The 15,131-nt window shown below is 69.8% G+C and carries 14 protein-coding genes; 4 read left to right on the forward strand and 10 right to left on the reverse strand.

The features are described 5' to 3' along the window. Nucleotides 1–189: 189 nt before the first annotated feature. A complete protein-coding gene (locus ACTWQA_RS50155) occupies nt 190–906 on the forward strand; it encodes an NADPH-dependent F420 reductase (RefSeq protein ID WP_443165909.1) in 717 nt (238 codons plus the stop codon). A 65-nt stretch (nt 907–971) separates the two neighbouring features. Here the strand turns inward: ACTWQA_RS50155 and ACTWQA_RS50160 are convergent, their stop codons facing one another. From ACTWQA_RS50160 to ACTWQA_RS50175, 4 genes are read right to left on the reverse strand one after another with little or no spacing between them, the layout of a single operon-like run. Then, nucleotides 972–2,303: a serine hydrolase domain-containing protein gene (locus ACTWQA_RS50160; RefSeq protein ID WP_443165910.1), complete on the reverse strand. Its 1,332-nt coding sequence runs from the start codon at nt 2,301–2,303 to the stop codon at nt 972–974. A 42-nt stretch (nt 2,304–2,345) separates the two neighbouring features. Beyond that, the gene (locus tag ACTWQA_RS50165) at nt 2,346–3,905 is read right to left on the reverse strand and encodes a hypothetical protein (protein WP_443165911.1); all 1,560 of its coding nucleotides are present in this window, start codon (nt 3,903–3,905) and stop codon (nt 2,346–2,348) included. A gap of 22 nt (nt 3,906–3,927) precedes the next feature. After that, nucleotides 3,928–4,938, reverse strand: a complete 1,011-nt coding sequence (locus ACTWQA_RS50170) for an alpha/beta hydrolase family esterase (protein WP_443165912.1) — start codon at nt 4,936–4,938, stop codon at nt 3,928–3,930. A 41-nt stretch (nt 4,939–4,979) separates the two neighbouring features. Then, on the reverse strand, nt 4,980–5,549 hold the full coding sequence (locus ACTWQA_RS50175; RefSeq protein WP_443165913.1) for a dihydrofolate reductase family protein: 570 nt from the start codon (nt 5,547–5,549) through the stop codon (nt 4,980–4,982). Between the two features lie 156 nt (nt 5,550–5,705). Between ACTWQA_RS50175 and ACTWQA_RS50180 the strand changes: the two genes are divergently transcribed. After that, complete coding sequence (locus ACTWQA_RS50180; RefSeq protein ID WP_443165914.1) at nt 5,706–6,056, forward strand: VOC family protein; 351 nt, start codon at nt 5,706–5,708, stop codon at nt 6,054–6,056. A gap of 82 nt (nt 6,057–6,138) precedes the next feature. Here ACTWQA_RS50180 and ACTWQA_RS50185 read toward each other — a convergent pair whose 3' ends face one another. Then, nucleotides 6,139–6,576, reverse strand: coding sequence for a winged helix-turn-helix transcriptional regulator (locus ACTWQA_RS50185; RefSeq protein ID WP_443165915.1), 438 nt, complete (start codon nt 6,574–6,576; stop codon nt 6,139–6,141). Between the two features lie 131 nt (nt 6,577–6,707). On the opposite strand from ACTWQA_RS50185, the gene ACTWQA_RS50190 reads away from it, so the two are divergent. Then, nucleotides 6,708–7,580 carry an aldo/keto reductase family oxidoreductase gene (locus tag ACTWQA_RS50190; protein WP_443165916.1) on the forward strand — a complete coding sequence of 291 codons (873 nt, stop codon included), beginning with the start codon at nt 6,708–6,710 and terminating at the stop codon, nt 7,578–7,580. An 84-nt stretch (nt 7,581–7,664) separates the two neighbouring features. Here the strand turns inward: ACTWQA_RS50190 and ACTWQA_RS50195 are convergent, their stop codons facing one another. Beyond that, nucleotides 7,665–8,390, reverse strand: a complete 726-nt coding sequence (locus tag ACTWQA_RS50195; protein WP_443165917.1) for a carbonic anhydrase — start codon at nt 8,388–8,390, stop codon at nt 7,665–7,667. A 1,237-nt stretch (nt 8,391–9,627) separates the two neighbouring features. Here ACTWQA_RS50195 and ACTWQA_RS50200 point away from each other — a divergent pair. Further along, on the forward strand, nt 9,628–10,443 hold the full coding sequence (locus ACTWQA_RS50200; protein ID WP_443165918.1) for a hypothetical protein: 816 nt from the start codon (nt 9,628–9,630) through the stop codon (nt 10,441–10,443). Between the two features lie 496 nt (nt 10,444–10,939). Here the strand turns inward: ACTWQA_RS50200 and ACTWQA_RS50205 are convergent, their stop codons facing one another. From ACTWQA_RS50205 to ACTWQA_RS50220, 4 genes are all read right to left on the reverse strand, one after another. Beyond that, nucleotides 10,940–11,149, reverse strand: coding sequence for a tyrosine-type recombinase/integrase (locus ACTWQA_RS50205; protein WP_443165919.1), 210 nt, complete (start codon nt 11,147–11,149; stop codon nt 10,940–10,942). Nucleotides 11,150–11,523: 374 nt separating this feature from the next. Further along, nucleotides 11,524–11,727: a hypothetical protein gene (locus ACTWQA_RS50210; RefSeq protein ID WP_443165920.1), complete on the reverse strand. Its 204-nt coding sequence runs from the start codon at nt 11,725–11,727 to the stop codon at nt 11,524–11,526. A 230-nt stretch (nt 11,728–11,957) separates the two neighbouring features. Then, nucleotides 11,958–14,153 (reverse strand): xanthine dehydrogenase family protein molybdopterin-binding subunit, encoded by a 2,196-nt coding sequence (locus tag ACTWQA_RS50215; RefSeq protein ID WP_443165921.1) that lies wholly within the window; start codon nt 14,151–14,153, stop codon nt 11,958–11,960. Further along, a complete protein-coding gene (locus tag ACTWQA_RS50220; protein WP_443165922.1) occupies nt 14,150–15,130 on the reverse strand; it encodes an FAD binding domain-containing protein in 981 nt (326 codons plus the stop codon). The genes ACTWQA_RS50215 and ACTWQA_RS50220 overlap by 4 nt, the downstream gene beginning before the upstream one ends. Nucleotide 15,131: the final 1 nt, after the last annotated feature.

Below are 15,131 nucleotides of genomic sequence, written 5' to 3' on the forward strand. Positions count from 1 at the left end.
CCGAGCGTATTGGCAACTTCAAGAGGATTGTAGCATCGTTCAACAATCCTATGGAATGGCGCCTCCCGAGGCGGGGCCCTCTGGTCACAGCTCGGGCCCCACTGATGTGAGGTCTTAACGTGGCCAGGGTGGCCCATACGTTCACGGGTATTGGCTCGGGGCGGCCACAACATAGAAGGAGGAATCGCAATGTCGACTCTGGGAATCATCGGAAGCGGAAACATCGGGTCGGCGGTGGCGCGGCTGGCGGTGGCGGCGGACATCGACGTGGTGATCGCCAACTCGCGCGGCCCGCAGAGCCTGGCCGGTCTGGTCGAGGAGCTGGGGCCGCGAGCCGTGGCAGGCACCGTGGAGCAGGCTGCCCGCGCCGGCGAGGCGACCCTGCTCAGCATCCCGCTGAGCGCCTACAGCTCCGTGCCTGCTGAGCTGTTGCGGGGCCGGACCGTGCTGGACACCGGCAACTACTACCCCTCCCGCGACGGCCGCATCGCCGAACTCGACTCCGAAAAGATGACCACGACCGAGCTGGCCCAGCAGCTCTTGCCCGGCGCGCTGCTGGTCAAGGCCTTCAACAACATCCTGGCGCACCACATCCCCCAGCTCGCCCGGCCCGCCGGGGCCCCGGACCGCAGCGCCCTTCCCATCGCCGGCGACGACCCCGGCGCGAAGACTCGGGCAGCGGAGCTGATCGACCGGCTCGGCTTCGACACCGTCGACGCCGGAACCCTCCCCGAGAGCTGGCGCTTCGAGCCCGAGTCCGGCGCCTACACCCAGATCTACCTCGCCGACCCCGACGTGCCGGTCCAGCGCATGCTCCAAGCCCCCGCCGCGCCGCTGCCGGCCGACACATTGCGCGCCGCGTTGGAGACCGGCCAGCGAGTGAAGGTCGCTGAGCGCACCTTCTAAAGACAGCTCACACCGAGGCCTCCACCGGAAAGACGGCGGAGGTGCCTGGTCTGTCTGGCGGGCGGTCAGGCGTGCCAGCCGGTCACCCCGCCCGGCACCGGCGCCGCCGGGTCGTACGGCTCGCGGGTGAAGATGAACGTGTTGAGGTCGAGATGGTCGGCCGCCACCCGCAGCGTCTCCCCGGCGTAGTAGCCGTCCAGCCCGCGCCAGGTCCCGTCCGGCTGGGGGACGAACCGCGAGGCCCGACCGGCCCCGCCGACCGGCTCCAGTGACAGGCCCCGCTCGGGCAGCAGCCGCAGCGTGTACGGCTTGGGCCCCCAATGCCACAGCCCCGTCAGCGCGAGCAGCTCCGGGTCGGCCGGCACGGGCCGCCATTCGTCGGGCAGCCGCGGCTCGTACTCCTCCAGGATGTCGAGCAGGTCGGTGAGCAGCCGGCCGCTGAGCCCCGAGGTGGTGTTGGCCATGAACAGCACCCCGACCCCTTCGGCCGCGTCCGCCCACACAGTGGCCAGGAACCCTGGCATGGATCCGCCGTGCCCGGCCAGGCGCCGGCCGCCGTCCCTGGACAGTTGCAGGCCGAGCCCGAACCCGCCGGTCCAGGTGTCGCCGTCGTCGACGCCGACCGGTTCGCGCATCTCGGCCAGCGTGTCGCCGCACAGCACGCCGCCGGTGTCGCCGCACAGGAACGCCGCCCAGCGGGCCAGGTCGTGCGGGGTGGACCACAGCTGCCCTGCCGGGCTCATGGCGTCGGCGTCGTGCTCCGGCTCGGCGAGCACGACGTCGGCCCACGGGTGCACGGCGTAGCCGGTGGCGTGCGGGGCGCGGGGGCGGGCGGTGGTGTCGTTCATGCCGAGCGGGGCGAGCACCTCGCCGTGGACGGCCTGCAGCCAGGTGGTGCCGCGCAGGCGGGCGACGAGCTCGCCGAGCAGGGCGAAGCCGACGTTGGAGTAGTGGAAGCGGCGTCCCGGCCGGTGTTTGAGCTCGCCGGGGCCCAGGCGTTTGAGCAGGTCGGCGGCGGGAATGCCGGGGGTGCGTTCCCACCAGGCGGTGGGGGGTTCGGCGGTCAGCCCGCCGGTGTGCGACAGCAGCTGGGCGATGGTCAGGTGGCCGTGCGGGGCGCCGGGCAGGTGCGCGTCCAGGGGGTCGGTCAGGGCCAGCGCTCCTTCGTCGCGCAGCCGCATGACGACCACGGCGACCATGGATTTGGTGATGGAGCCGAGCCGGTATTGGGTGGCGGCGGTCGGGGGTGCGTCGCCGACGCGTCCCCGGCCGCCGAACCACGCCGTCCGCCCGTCGCGCACGATCGCGGCCGTCAGCGACGGCACCCTGCATTCGGCCTGTTCGACGGCCAGTCTGCGCAGCAGGGCGCGGGCCGTCGCGTGTCCCACCTGACTCATGAGCGACAAGAGTAGCCGCTGGATCGGCGCCTGCCGCTCCCGTCAGATCAGCACCAGCCGCGGCCCGATCAGCTCGCCCTGGTGGGGCTGGGGGTGGGCCTGGTCGTGGTAGTAGTGGCCGGCGTACCAGACGACGACGTTGGCGCCGTTGATGCTCTCGCCGTTGAGCCAGCGGTTGATCGCGGCGCGGTCGCGGGGGCCGGGGTTGCCGTCGTCGAGCTCGCGCGGGTGGTGGCGCAGGAACCACAGGTCGGACACGCCGTAGGCGTCGGCGGTGCCGTCGAGCTCGCCCGGATGGATCTGGAAGCCGCGGCCGGACGCCTTGTCGCGGACCTGCCAGTAGCGGGCCCGGGCATCGGCAGGGCGGCGCCGGCGGGAGGTCTCGCGGATGATCGGGACGGGTTCGGGGATGATCGAGCCGGTGTCGTCGATCTGCTCGACGACGTCGTTGCCAGCGCCTTCGATGTCGAAGTCGAGCCGCCAGTAGGCGTGGTGGCGGTGCACCAGGCACGTCATGGGGTTGCGGGTGGCGGCGAATCCGAAGCGCGGGCTGATGTCGCCGTTGTCGCCGAGCCGCCAGTCGCTGGCGTAGCGGTACCAGCCGGCGGCGATCTCACTGACGATGCGCAGCTCTTCGCCGTCGTGGTGGAAGGCCACGCCCTGGAAGTTGCCGGCGTCGGTGTCGGGGCGCTCCAGGATGGTACGGGGGCTGCTGGTGCACAGTCGCCACCCCCACCCGACCGGGTCGGAGCCGGTGGCCGAGAAGCGGGTTTCGAAGGCGACGTCGTCGCGGAAGGTCGTGCCCTCCTCGTATTCGACGTTGAGGATGGGCAGGTGGGCCTGGCGCAGCAGGAGCCGGCCGCGGTAGCGGACCTCGCGCAGCTCGACGCCGCCGCCCAGGCCGGGGTTCTGCGGCGCCGAGGCGCGCGGCCGCACCACCAGCAGGTTCCACAACTCGGTGGCGCCGCGGTGGACGCGCACGCGTACCTGGTCGGGGCCGCCGCGGTCGACCAGGGAGTCGACGCCTTCGGGGACGCTGTTGTCGCAGTCGTGGTGCATGCGCACGTTGACCCCGGCCGGGGTCCAGTCGACCATGTGGTTGACCAGGTCGACGGCGACGATGCGGTGGCGCAGCCCGGTCGGCTCGGCCGGCGTGTACACCCCGAGCGTGGGGCGGCGCACGGTGGTGCCGTCGGGGTTTTCGGCGTCGGCCAGCGGCGGCATGGGCCGGTAGACCACGACGTCGTCGCCGGCGGGGAAGCGGGGGTCGGCGCGCAGGATCGCGGCGGCGGCGACGAGTTCGGCGCGGCTCGGCTGGGGCCGCCAGGCGCTGGGCCGAAGGTCGGCGCGTTCGGGCCGGTCCAGGGTGCCGCGCAGCTCGACGGCGCGGTTGCCGACCGGGTCGAACACGCTCGCCTGGAACGGCGCGTTCTCGCCGGGGTCGTGGCCGAGGCCGGGGGCGAAGGCGACGGTGAGCCTGTCCGGGTCGGCCACCTCCAGCGCCGATAACGCCTCGGGATGCTCGGCGATCGCCTGGCGCAGCCGCTGCTCGGTCAGCCCGGCGCGGGGCACGGCTTCGATTGTGACGCGTACGTCGTCCATGGACTCTCCATTGTCGGGCGGGTCACCGGGAAGGGGTGCGGTCGAAGGTGTCGAGGATGAGCGCGGTGGCGTCCAGGTCGCGGGCGGTGGCTCCGAGCCTGGGCACCTCGATGGGGCCGGGCCAGGTGTGGCCGCCCCCGTCGACCGTGTACAGGCGCAGTGTGGCCCCGCCGGGGCAGGATTTCCAGCCGCGCAGCCGTACGTGCTCGCTCAGGCTGCTGCTGGTGCGGCCGGCGCAGCTGTGCGCCTTGGCCCAGCCGTCCATGACCTGCTCGACCGGCGCCAGCATCACGAGCTGGGCCAGGGCGCGCAGGTCGCCGGTGGCGTCGCGGAACGGGTGGCCGCCGCGGTAGGGGACGATGCGGTCGGCGGTGCCGTGGAAGGCGATGATCGTCGTGGGGCGGGGCCGGTCGCAGGGGGGCACGATGTTGAGCCCGGCCACGGCGGCGATCCCGGCCAGGCGGCCGTCCAGGGCGCACACCAGGCCCGCGGCCATGCCGGCGCCGTACGACATGCCGGCGGCGAACTCGCGCCGGGAGTCGACGCACAGCCGCTGCTCGAGCCGGTCCAGCAGCGCGGTCATGAAGCCGGTGTCGTCGGGGCCGCCGGTGTGGGGCAGCGTCCAGCCCATGCGGCCCTCGGCGGCCTGCGGGGTGGCCACGATGTAGCCGCGCAGCGAGCCTTCGGCGGCCAGCCGGCTGTAGGTGCTCTGCTGGCGGGCCGAGGAGCCGAGGCCGTGCAGGTCGAGCAGGACCGGGTGGGGGCCGGCGCCGTCGGGCACCGACAGCAGGAAGCGGCGCTGCTGCCCGCCGTGGGTGAGGGTGTGGCCGCCAGGCTGCAGCGGCTGGGCGGCCTGGCAGCCACTGGTGGGAGACGGCGTTGGGGAGGGGACCGCGGCCTGCGCGGGCGGGCGCGGGGCGGGCGGGCCGCCGCAGCGGCTAGCCAACAGGACCGCCAGCATCACGATGATCGAGCCTTTGGCCATCGCCGCCTCCCGCCCGCCTGTCGGTCCCTTGAGGGCAGTGTGCTGCACGCCGCGCCCCCGCGCACCCCTTCGCCCGGCCCTGGCCCCACCTACCTGGCAACCCGGAACCGCAGGTGCGTGACCGCATCGGAGGCGATCACCCGCGTGCGCTCCAGTTCGATGGGGCTCAGGTCCTCCAGCAGCCGGGTGCCGCCGCCCAGCATGACCGGCACCAAGGTGATCTGCAGCTCGTCCACCAGCCCGGCGCGCAGGAACTGCCGCCCGGTCTGCGCGCCCATGACGATCACCTCCTTGTCGCCGGCTGCGTCCTGTGCGGACTCGATGCTGCTGGCGATGCCGTCGGTGATGAAGGTGAAGGTCGCGCTCTTCATGGCCAGCTCGTCACGGGCCTGGTGGGTGAGCACGAAGGTCGGCACCGGGAACGGCGTGTCCTGCCAATGCGGCAGACCGACGTCGAACGTACGCCGGCCGACCACGACCGCGCCCGCCGAGGCCGTGATCGCGGCGATGATCTCCGTGTCGCGCGGATCGGGCCGCTCGGTGAACATCCACTCGTGCAGCCGCATGCCACCCTCGCCCATCGGATGCTCGGCGCCGACGTGCGGACCGGCGACGAACCCGTCCAAGGACATGCTCTTGTACAGCACCACGGAACCCACGTGACCTCCTGGACATCGTCTTCAGGAGGTGGACCGCCCGCCCTGCCATAACTCATCGGCACACACTGGGCTCGGGCCGGCATCGGGAGGCCCTGAGCGCAGGAGAGCGTCGATCATGGCTCGCCCAGGGTGAGGTGGCCCGTTACCCTGACCGTCATGCGAGCGCACCTCAACCAGATCGTGGTTGACTGCCGGAATCCGCACGAGTTGGTTCGCTTCTGGGCGGCCCTGCTCGGCGGCGACCCCGTGGATCGTGCCCGGGGCTGGTCCCACGTCGAACCGCCCGGCAGCGCGCGGCTGGCGTTCCAGCCCGTGGCAGAAGACAAGGCCGGCAAGAACCGGCTCCATCTGGACATCGCGGTGGACGCGATCGAGCCGGCCATCGCCCACGCCCTGCGGCTGGGCGCCGCGCGGATCGGCGAGACCGTCTGTGACGACCAGGGCTCCTTCCAGGTCATGTCGGACCCCGAAGGCAACGAGTTCTGCTTGGTCACCCCTGCCGGCTGATGCCGCCCGGCCGGCTCACCGCAGGAACAGGTGCTTCTGGCGAAGCGTCGGCCGGCGTGTTCCACATCCTCGTAGTGCTCTCTCAGGTGGCGCGGGTGTCGTAGGTCTCGCGGTTGGCGAGCACATCGTCCATGTGCACCTCGGCCCAGGCCTTGAGGCCGCGCATCATTTCGTACAGTGACAGGCCGAGATCGGTCAGCTCGTAGGAGACCGTGACGGGCACGGTCGGCGTCACGGTGCGGGTCACCAGGCCGTCGCGCTCCAGGGAGCGCAGCGTCTGGGTGAGCATCTTCTGGCTGACGCCGGCCAGCAGGCGCAGCAGCTCCGAGTAGCGCATCGCCCGCGGCTCGCCGGCGCAGTCAGTGCCTGGCTGGTGCGAGCTGCCGAGCGCGGCCAGGATCAGCGTGACCCATTTGTCGGAGATCCGGTCGAGCAGTTTGCGACTGGGGCAGGCCGCCAGGAAGGCGTCGTACTCCACCTTGGCCTGTGCTCTCTGCTGGGCTGCCGTCTTCGTTGCCATCGACCACTCCTCTCACCTGCGGATGCCTTACGCACTCCGCAGTGCCTACTTCCGTTTAGGAAGCTACACACCAATGATGATGCAAGGCGCTGTCAGGCACCAATCCCTTGGCTCAACACGAAAGGCACAGTATGAGCACGCTCTCCGCTTCGCTTCCCGGCGGCACCTGGACCTTGGGCGATCTGACCGTCACCCGGTTCGGCTACGGCGCTATGCAACTCGCCGGCCCCTGGGTCATGGGCCCGCCTGCCGACCGCGACGGCGCAATCGCCGTTCTCCGCGAGGCCGTCGACCTCGGCATCACCCACATCGACACCGCCGACGCCTACGGGCCGCGCTTCACCAACCAGCTGATCCGCGAAGCGCTGCACCCGTACCCGGACTCGCTGCACATCGTGACCAAGGTCGGCGCGACCCGGGACCAGGAGGGAGGCTGGCCCCCGGCCCGGCGGCCCGAAGACCTGCGCCGGGCCGTCCAGGAGAACCTGGAGAACCTCGGCCTCGAGATGCTGGAGGTGGTCAACCTCCGGCTCGGCGATGCCCAGGGTCCCCAGCCCGGCTCGCTCGCCGAGGCGTTCGACACCCTCGTCGAACTCCAGCGGCAGGGCCTGATCCGGCACCTCGGCGTGAGCAACGCGACGGCGGAACAGGTCGCCGAGGCACAGGCGATTGCGCCGATCGTGTGTGTGCAGAACATGTACAACCTCGCCCGCCGCCAGGACGACGAGCTGATCGACGAACTCGCCGGGCAGGGCATCGCCTACGTGCCCTTCTTCCCGCTCGGCGGCTTCAGCCCGCTGCAGTCCTCGGCGCTCACGGCCGTGGCCTTCCGGCTGGACGCGACGCCGATGTCGGTCGCCCTGGCCTGGCTGCTGCAGCGGTCGCCGAACATCTTGCTGATCCCCGGCACCTCGTCGGTGGCGCACCTACGCGAGAACGTTGCGGGCGCGGGATTCTCGCTCTCCGAGGAGGATCTCGCCGAGCTGGACAAGATCGGCCGCTGACGGCAGAGCGACCGTCATGCTCATGGCCGGTGAACATCCTTGAGGGTCGGCGACCCGGCGCGAGTGCTGCCCGCTGCGCCGGGGTCAGGCGAGGCGGCTGACCTCGCCGGTGTCGATCGAGTAGTAGGCGCCGATCACCTTGAGCTGCCCCTTGGCGATGCGCGGGGTGAACAGCCTGTCCTTCTTGAGCTGGTTCACCACGTCGATGGTGTGGATGCGGATCATCTTGTCGACGTCGCCGCCCGAGCGTTTGTAGGACGAGCGCAGCGATGAGGCGATGGTGCTCAGCTCTCCCGGCAGCTTCTTGTGGTCGTGGAGCGACTCGGCGGCGGCCGTGACGGCGCCGCAGCGCTGGTGGCCGAGCACGACGACGAGCGGGGTGCCCAGTTCGGCGGGGCCGTACTCCGCCGAGCCCGTGACGAGCGGGTCGATGGTCTGCCCGGCGGTGCGCAGCACGAACAGGTCACCCAATCCGGTGTCGAAGACGAGCTCGGGCGCCACCCGCGAGTCGATGCACGAGAAGACGACCGCGAACGGGTCCTGCTTCTGTGCCACCTCCGCCCGCCGCGCCGCGTCCTGGTGCGGGTGTGTGGAGGTGCCGGCCACCCAGCGGCGGTTGCCTTCACGCAATCTCGCCCAGGCCTGATCGGGTGTGGCGGGACGCTTGTCCGGCGTGGTGGTCCCGCTCGAGGACGGAACGCTCTGAGCATGGACGGCGGTGCCCGCAGCGGCCGTCCCGGCGAACAGGCCTCCCACGACAAGACCGGCGCGCAGCAGCCCTCGCCGGCCGATCGGTTGATCATTTGGCATGGCCTTGAGTATGCGCCGCCTGCGCGTTTACGCGCTAGAAAATGTAACGCTCATCACAGGGAACATCGCACACCGTCATGGCCGGCACAATCCGGCCGGTCACGCCGGGGCCGTCCACGACGCACTCTCCCCGGACGACGACCGCCCTGGTGGCCGCTTCGCGGCGAGCACTGGCAGGTCAGACGTGGCCGACTCGTCGTAGGCCGCCGGCGGCGTGGTCCCGCAGCAGGCGTTCGCCTTGCCGTCAGGCCGCGAGGGATGCGTCGGTCTCATAGAGGAGTTGCTGAGGGCCGCAGGGCCACATTGCCGGGTGATGTACTCAACTTCAGGCGGATTGCGGCGACTTCGCGGAGCGCAGCCACCAACGGGTGAGAAACCACACGCGCGGCGGAGACCGTCGCAACCCGCGGCTCATTGGACTTGGTTCACTCACCAATCCCAGTCATGTCCCCAGGGGCCCCACCACCAGCGCCGACGGCGGCGGCAGCGACGGCGACGCCACCAGCGGCGGCGTCTGCAGCCCCCTCCTTCCTCGAAGCCAGGCATTCCGGCCATCATTCCCCCCGTCGATTGGTACCAGAATCCTCAATGCCGACGTTAACACCCAAATCATGACAAACTATGACATATTCTTCTTTTTTCGCCGAGATTTGACGGCGAATTCAATACGTAAAAGCCACTCATGACCGTGCTCACCAGGACATGGGCATCGTGGCCCTCATGCGATCTTGGCGGACTCGCCTTTCGTCACGCCACGGGAGAGACATCCCGCTGGAGTCTCTGCGCCGAGGCCTGCGCCGGCAGGAACAAGCTGTTCGCCGCCCAGGAGCAACGGTGACCGCCGGACCTTCCCAGCCTGGTCCGCCGGCGAAATGGCTTGCGTCATCCTGGATCACCGACGCAGAAGGGCAACCAGCGCGAACAAGGGCCAGCTCATCAAGGGTGCCTGAACCGCATGCCTTGGCGCTGACGACGCGGCGGCCCAGCGATCGGCCGGCACCGCAGTGGAGGGTACAGACGACTCAGGAACTCCAAGCTCATGGGGAATCCAGTGCCGGGCCCCTTGAGGTCTATGGGGAGCTTATGCGCAGTGTGGCACAGCACATAACCTGTGTGCCGTTTGACGTATTGAGGAACGCTTGAGTGCCCTTTGAATGGTCGCGAACAGCCGGTGGAGCTTTTCGTCCCGTAACGGAGATCCATCGGCAATTTCCACCACTATCAAAGGATAGGCACCATGCGTATCACCAAGCACCTGGCTCGACTGGCGCTGCCGACCCTCGCCGCCGCCGCGCTGGCCGGCGCCCTGGCCACCCCCAGCCACGCCGCCACTCCCACGGCCTACGTCACCAGCATCAACGACCTCTACTACGAGGGCAGCGACTTCGCGAACAAGATCAAGCTGGTCAGCTTAAGCGCCGGGAGGATCGTCACCCTGGAAGACACCACCGGCACGGGGATTGAACCCGGCACTGGATGCCGCCGGAACGGAGCTTCCAACAAGGTCGTCTGCGAGGTCAGTACGTCGATCAAGGTCATCAAGTTGATGACCGGCGGCGGCCCCGACGAGGTTCGGGTGGACACGTCGCTCACTACCCGGATCGAGGGCGGGGCGGGCCGCGACACCTACTTCGGCGCCTCCACCTCCACCGGTACCAACGTCACCTTCAACGGCGGTGACGACGTCGACACGGCCGACTTCAGATTCAGCACCTCCGGTGTGCTGGTCGACATGGACGACCAGGCTGACGACGGCCGCCTGAACAAGGACCACGACAACATCGACACGACCGTGGAGAACCTGCTCGGCAGCGACTTCGACGACTCACTGCGAGGCAACTCCAACAAGAACTGGATCGTCGGCCGCGAGGGCGCCGACGCGCTGCGCGGCGGCAACAACGACGACGAGATCTGGGCCACGGAGGCCGCGGGAGCCGACGGCTCCAAGGCCGACAAGCCGGACCTGAGCTGCGGCACGGGCAACGACATCATCAAGGTGGACCTGACGGATCCGCAGGTTTCCGGCGACTGCGAGACCGTCGATCGTCGCTGATCATGCCTGCCTGGTGGGGAACCCTGCCTCAGTCCTCCGTGACCGAGGTCTCCACCAGTCAGCCACGTGTGGCATCGCTTTAGGCCCCGGCATCCTCGCTCCGAGGATGCCGGGGCCTTTCGTCTGCGGCGTGTCACGCCGCGCGATCAGATCGTCGATCCGGTCGGCGAGGCGCCGTTCAACGTCGAGGAGTGCGGCGGCGAACCGGGCAAGATCGGCGTCGAGTTGCGAACTCATCGCGCCATGCAGGCTTGCTCAGCTCCGAGGGGGACGCCCCGGCCTGCCGGGCTTTCAGCAGCTTTGTCCGGGTCGATGAAGTGGCCGATGGGCTTGGCGGCGAAGTGGGGGAGTGGCGCATGTGTTCCATGGAGGTCCAGCTGTCGCCGTACTTGTCGACGTGGAGCTCGACTCTGTTGCCGTCGGGGTCGGTGTAGTAGGGGGCAGACCAAGTATGGAAGAAAGGGACAGTGCCCCTTCTCTCCAGGAAAAGAGCTGGTCAGTGGGTACGGCGGGGCGGCGCGAGGTGGGTGGTGACGGCCGCGATGGCCTCGGCGCCGGGTTTGACGTAGCGCATGGCGGTGCGCGGGTTCTTGTGCTGGGTCTTGCTCATGATGAGCTGGAGTGGGACTTCGGCGTCGCCGAGATGGGTGGCGGCGCTGTGCCGGAGTTGGTGGAGGTCGAGTCCGACGTACTTGTCGAGCAGCACGCGGGCACGGTCGTAGCCGAGCCGAGCCGAGCCGAGCCGGGCCCGTGCGCGGGCAGATGTCTTTCGCGGCGGGGGGTGGCGTGCAGGGACTGGGCGACGCGCGGACAAGAACAGCGGACCACGGGTGGGGGCGGTGCCGTCCGGCAGGCGCAACATTCGGGGCAGCAAGTGGGCGGTCCCGCTGTCCAGTACACCCACTCGATCGCGCCCCACTTGGAAGTAACGCGGGCACGCCGGTTGTCCAGATCGAGGTCTTCGACGTTGAGCGCGAGAATCTCCGTTGCTCTGGCGGCCGTTTCGTAAAGCATCCGCCACAGGGTCTTCTCCCGTAGCGGGATGTCGCGGCGTACAGTAGCCGGTGCAAGGTCGTCTTGCTACGGCCCCGTCTCGTCCGGGGCTTCCTTGCGGCGTTCGGACTCGGCCGGCACCGATGGTGCGGCCCAGCGTTTGATAGTGCGGCACCAGGTGAGCCAGGAGTTGATCGCGGCGCGGTTGCGGTTCCAGGTGGCCGGCGCACAGGCGCCCCACAGCCACCCCGACGAGTGGCAGAACGTCGTGCCGCAGGAGAAGTACCGCAAAACGTGCCCGTGTCAGGGAGGACTCGCGACGCTGTGCCGGCATTTCCCGACAAGGGAGTCGAGCGAAGACGGCGTGGTACGGCTGGCCAACCCGCCGCGAGCCCGGTGCCGTCGAACAGTCCGGAGCCGCCGCCCGTGTCGTCGAGGGTGGGCGACACGGCGATGGCCCTGGTGTCCGGCGGCGGGCCGCGCGGCCCGTCCCCTGAACGGTCAGAGGGGCGCCCTTGTGCTCAGAGCAGGGCCTCGGCGGTGATGGGCAGTTCGCGGACGCGGCGGCCGGTGGCGTGGAAGACTGCGTTGGCGATGGCGGGCGCCACGCCGATCTGCACGAGCTCTCCCAGGCCCTTGACGCCGATGGGGTCGGCCTTGCGGTCGTCGCCGTCGAGGTAGATCGCCCGCAGGCTGGGGATGTCGGCGTTGACGGGGACGAGGTAGTCGGCGAGGCTGGCGTTGACGATGCGGCCGTCGCGGTGGTCGGTGACCGTGTGCTCCAGCAGGGCCTGGCCGATACCGCCGACCATGCCGCCCAGGGCTTGGCTGTCGGCGAGTTTGGGGTTGACGATGCGGCCCGCGTCGTAGACGCCAAGCATCCGCCGCACCCGCACCAGACCCAGTCGGGCGTCGACAGCGACCTCGGCGAACGTCGCGCCGTAGGCGTATAGGGAGAACCGTTCCGGCCCTGTGGGCCGGGTGAAGGATCCGAGTGTTTGGAGATGGGTGCGTTTGTTGCGGGTCAGGAGTTGCTGGTAGGTCTCGCCGCGTGCGGGGTTGTCGTTGACATGCAGCCGGCCTGCGCAGACCACGACCATGCCGGGATCGACGCCGTGCAGCGGCGATTTTTCATCCTTGACGGCGAGTTCGATGGCTTGCTGCCGCAGCTTGTCGCAGCCGTCCTGGACGGCCGATCCGACGCTGGCCATGGTCCAGGAGCCGCCGTGCGGCGGGGCAGGTGGCATGAGGGAGTCGCCGAGGCGGAACGTCACGTCGCGCATCGTCAGGCCGAGGGCGTCGGCGGCGAGTTGGGTCTGGGAGGTGTAGGTGCCCGGGCCCATGTCGCTGGCCGCGGACTGGACCAGTGCGGTGCCGTCGGCGTCCAGCCTGACCGACGCCTGGGCGTCCTTGCGGACGGTGTCGTAGACGCCGGCGGCCATGCCGGTGCCGATCAGCCAGTCGCCGTCACGGGTGGCACGCGCCTTGGGATTGCGCCGGTGCCAGCCGAACTCACGGGCGCCGACGGCGTAGCATTCGCGTAGCTTGCGGGTGGAGAACGGCAGCCCGCTGGACTCGTCGGCATCGGGTTCGTTGCGCAGCCGCAACTCGATCGGGTCGATGCCCAGTTTGTGGGCGAGTTCGTCCATCGCCGACTCGATGACGTAGGAGGCGGTGGTGTATCCGGGGCCGCGCATGTACAGCGGGGTGTTCACGTCCAGTGGCACCGTCCGGTATGCCTGGCGGACGTTGGGCATGCTGTACAGCATCTTCCCGGGGCTGAGGACGGACTCCATGAATGTCTCGTATCTCGACGTTTCGGCGCGCACGTCGTGAACCATCGCGGTCAGGCGCCCGCGCCGGTCGCTGCCCAGGCGCACCGAGTACTCATAGGTGGGCCTGAAGCCCGTCCCGAAGTACAACTGCCTGCGCGTCAGAGCGAGTTTGACCGGGCGGCTGGTCTCGCGAGCGGCCAGGGCCGCGATGATGACGTGCGGCCAGGTCCGCAGCCCGCTGCCGAACCCGCCGCCGACGAACGGCGAGATGACGCGCACGGACTCCACCGCCATACCGAACACCGTGGCGAGTTCCATCTGCGTGCCGTACACCCACTGGGTCTTGTCCCAGACGGTCAGCTTGTCGCCGTCCCAGCGGGCGGTGGTGGCGTGCGGCTCCATCGCGTTGTGGTGGTTGCGGGCGGCCCGATAGGTCATCTCCATGTGTACGGCGGCGGAGTCCAGCGCTTTGTCCGCGTCGCCCCGTGCGTAGGTCTGGGGCTCGCCGGCCGGCGCGTCGGCCATGTCGGTCGAGGGCTGCTGGGCGTCATACGTCACCGTCACCAGGCCGGCGGCGTACTGGGCGGCCTCCAGTGTGGTGGCCACTACGACGGCGACCGGCTGCCCGTGGAAGAGGACCTTGTCGTCCTGGAAGACATGCAGTCGCTCGCCCGGCGGGTTGAGCGGGAGCGGGTTGCGCTGGTAGGGCAGCGTGGGAGCGTTGAGGTGGCTGATCACCTTCAGTACGCCGGGCTGGGCGAGCGCCGCGCGGGTGTCGATGCCGGTCATGCGGCCTCGGCCGATGCTGCTGTCGACGACGACCGCGTGCACGGCTGCGTCGATGTCGTGGTCGACGGCGTACAGCGCCTTGCCAGTGACCTTCAGACGGCCGTCCACCCGGGAGAGCGGCGCCCCGACGGCTTCCTGCGGCTGCGGACTCACGGGGTACCTCCTACGATGCGCAGTTGGCGTTCGACGGTGCGTTTGAGGAGCTCGATCTTGAAGCGGTTGTGCTCCAGGGGGCGGGCTGCGTGCGCCGCTCGTTCCGCGGCCTGTGTCCACAGCGCTTGCGAGGGGCGTTCGCCGATGAGGTGCCGCTCTACCGCGGGCAGCTTCCACGGCACGGTGCCGACTCCGCCGGCGGCGACCTTCGCCTCGTGGATCACACCGCCGCGGAGGTGCAGGGCGACGGCCGCGGAGGTGAGAGCGAACTCATACGACTGCCGGTCGCGTACCTTGAGGTAGCCCGACTTCAGCGGACGCGGATGGGCGGGGATCTCCACCGAAGTGATCAACTCGCCCTGCCGCAGGGCCTGTTCACGGTTCGGGGTGCCGCCCGGCCGCAGCAGAAAGTCCGCGAAGGCGACGCTGCGTGCCCCGTCCGGGCCTAGCAGGTGCACCCTCGCCTCCAGTACCGCGAAGGCCACGGCGACGTCGGAGGGGTGCGTGGCCACACACTGGTCGGAGGTGCCCAGGATCGCGTGGGTGCGGTTGAAGCCTTGCAACGCGGCGCACCCGGAGCCAGGCTCTCGCTTGTTGCAGGCCGCGGTCACGTCGCGGAAGTACGTGCACCGGGTGCGCTGCATGATGTTGCCGCCGATGGTGGCCATGTTGCGCAACTGGGCGGACGCGCTCAGTTCCAGCGCCTGGGAGATGACCGGGTAGAGGGCGCGCACCTTGGGGTGGGCGGCGGCCTCGGCCATCCGCACCAGCGCACCGATGCGCAGGCCCCCGCGCTCGGTGACGGTGACCTCGCGCAGCGGCAGCGCGCTGATATCGACCAGTGTCTCGGGGCGTTCGACGGTTTCGCGCATCAGGTCGACCAGAGTGGTGCCGCCGGCGATGTAACGCCCGCCGCGCCGGCCGGCCGCGAGCGCGCTTCGGGTGTCGGAGGCCCGGGTGTAGGAGAAGGGATACACG

Origin of the sequence: Nonomuraea sp. 10N515B, assembly GCF_052245915.1 — a bacterium.
Taxonomy (GTDB): domain Bacteria; phylum Actinomycetota; class Actinomycetes; order Streptosporangiales; family Streptosporangiaceae; genus Nonomuraea.

Coding starts and splice junctions, on each gene's coding strand:
- ACTWQA_RS50160 (WP_443165910.1), bottom strand. CDS start 2,303: ATGAGTCAGGTGGGACACGCGACGGCCCGCGCCCTGCTGCGCAGACTG.
- ACTWQA_RS50185 (WP_443165915.1), bottom strand. CDS start 6,576: ATGGCAACGAAGACGGCAGCCCAGCAGAGAGCACAGGCCAAGGTGGAG.
- ACTWQA_RS50195 (WP_443165917.1), bottom strand. CDS start 8,390: ATGCCAAATGATCAACCGATCGGCCGGCGAGGGCTGCTGCGCGCCGGT.
- ACTWQA_RS50190 (WP_443165916.1), top strand. CDS start 6,708: ATGAGCACGCTCTCCGCTTCGCTTCCCGGCGGCACCTGGACCTTGGGC.
- ACTWQA_RS50165 (WP_443165911.1), bottom strand. CDS start 3,905: ATGGACGACGTACGCGTCACAATCGAAGCCGTGCCCCGCGCCGGGCTG.
- ACTWQA_RS50200 (WP_443165918.1), top strand. CDS start 9,628: ATGCGTATCACCAAGCACCTGGCTCGACTGGCGCTGCCGACCCTCGCC.
- ACTWQA_RS50155 (WP_443165909.1), top strand. CDS start 190: ATGTCGACTCTGGGAATCATCGGAAGCGGAAACATCGGGTCGGCGGTG.
- ACTWQA_RS50180 (WP_443165914.1), top strand. CDS start 5,706: ATGCGAGCGCACCTCAACCAGATCGTGGTTGACTGCCGGAATCCGCAC.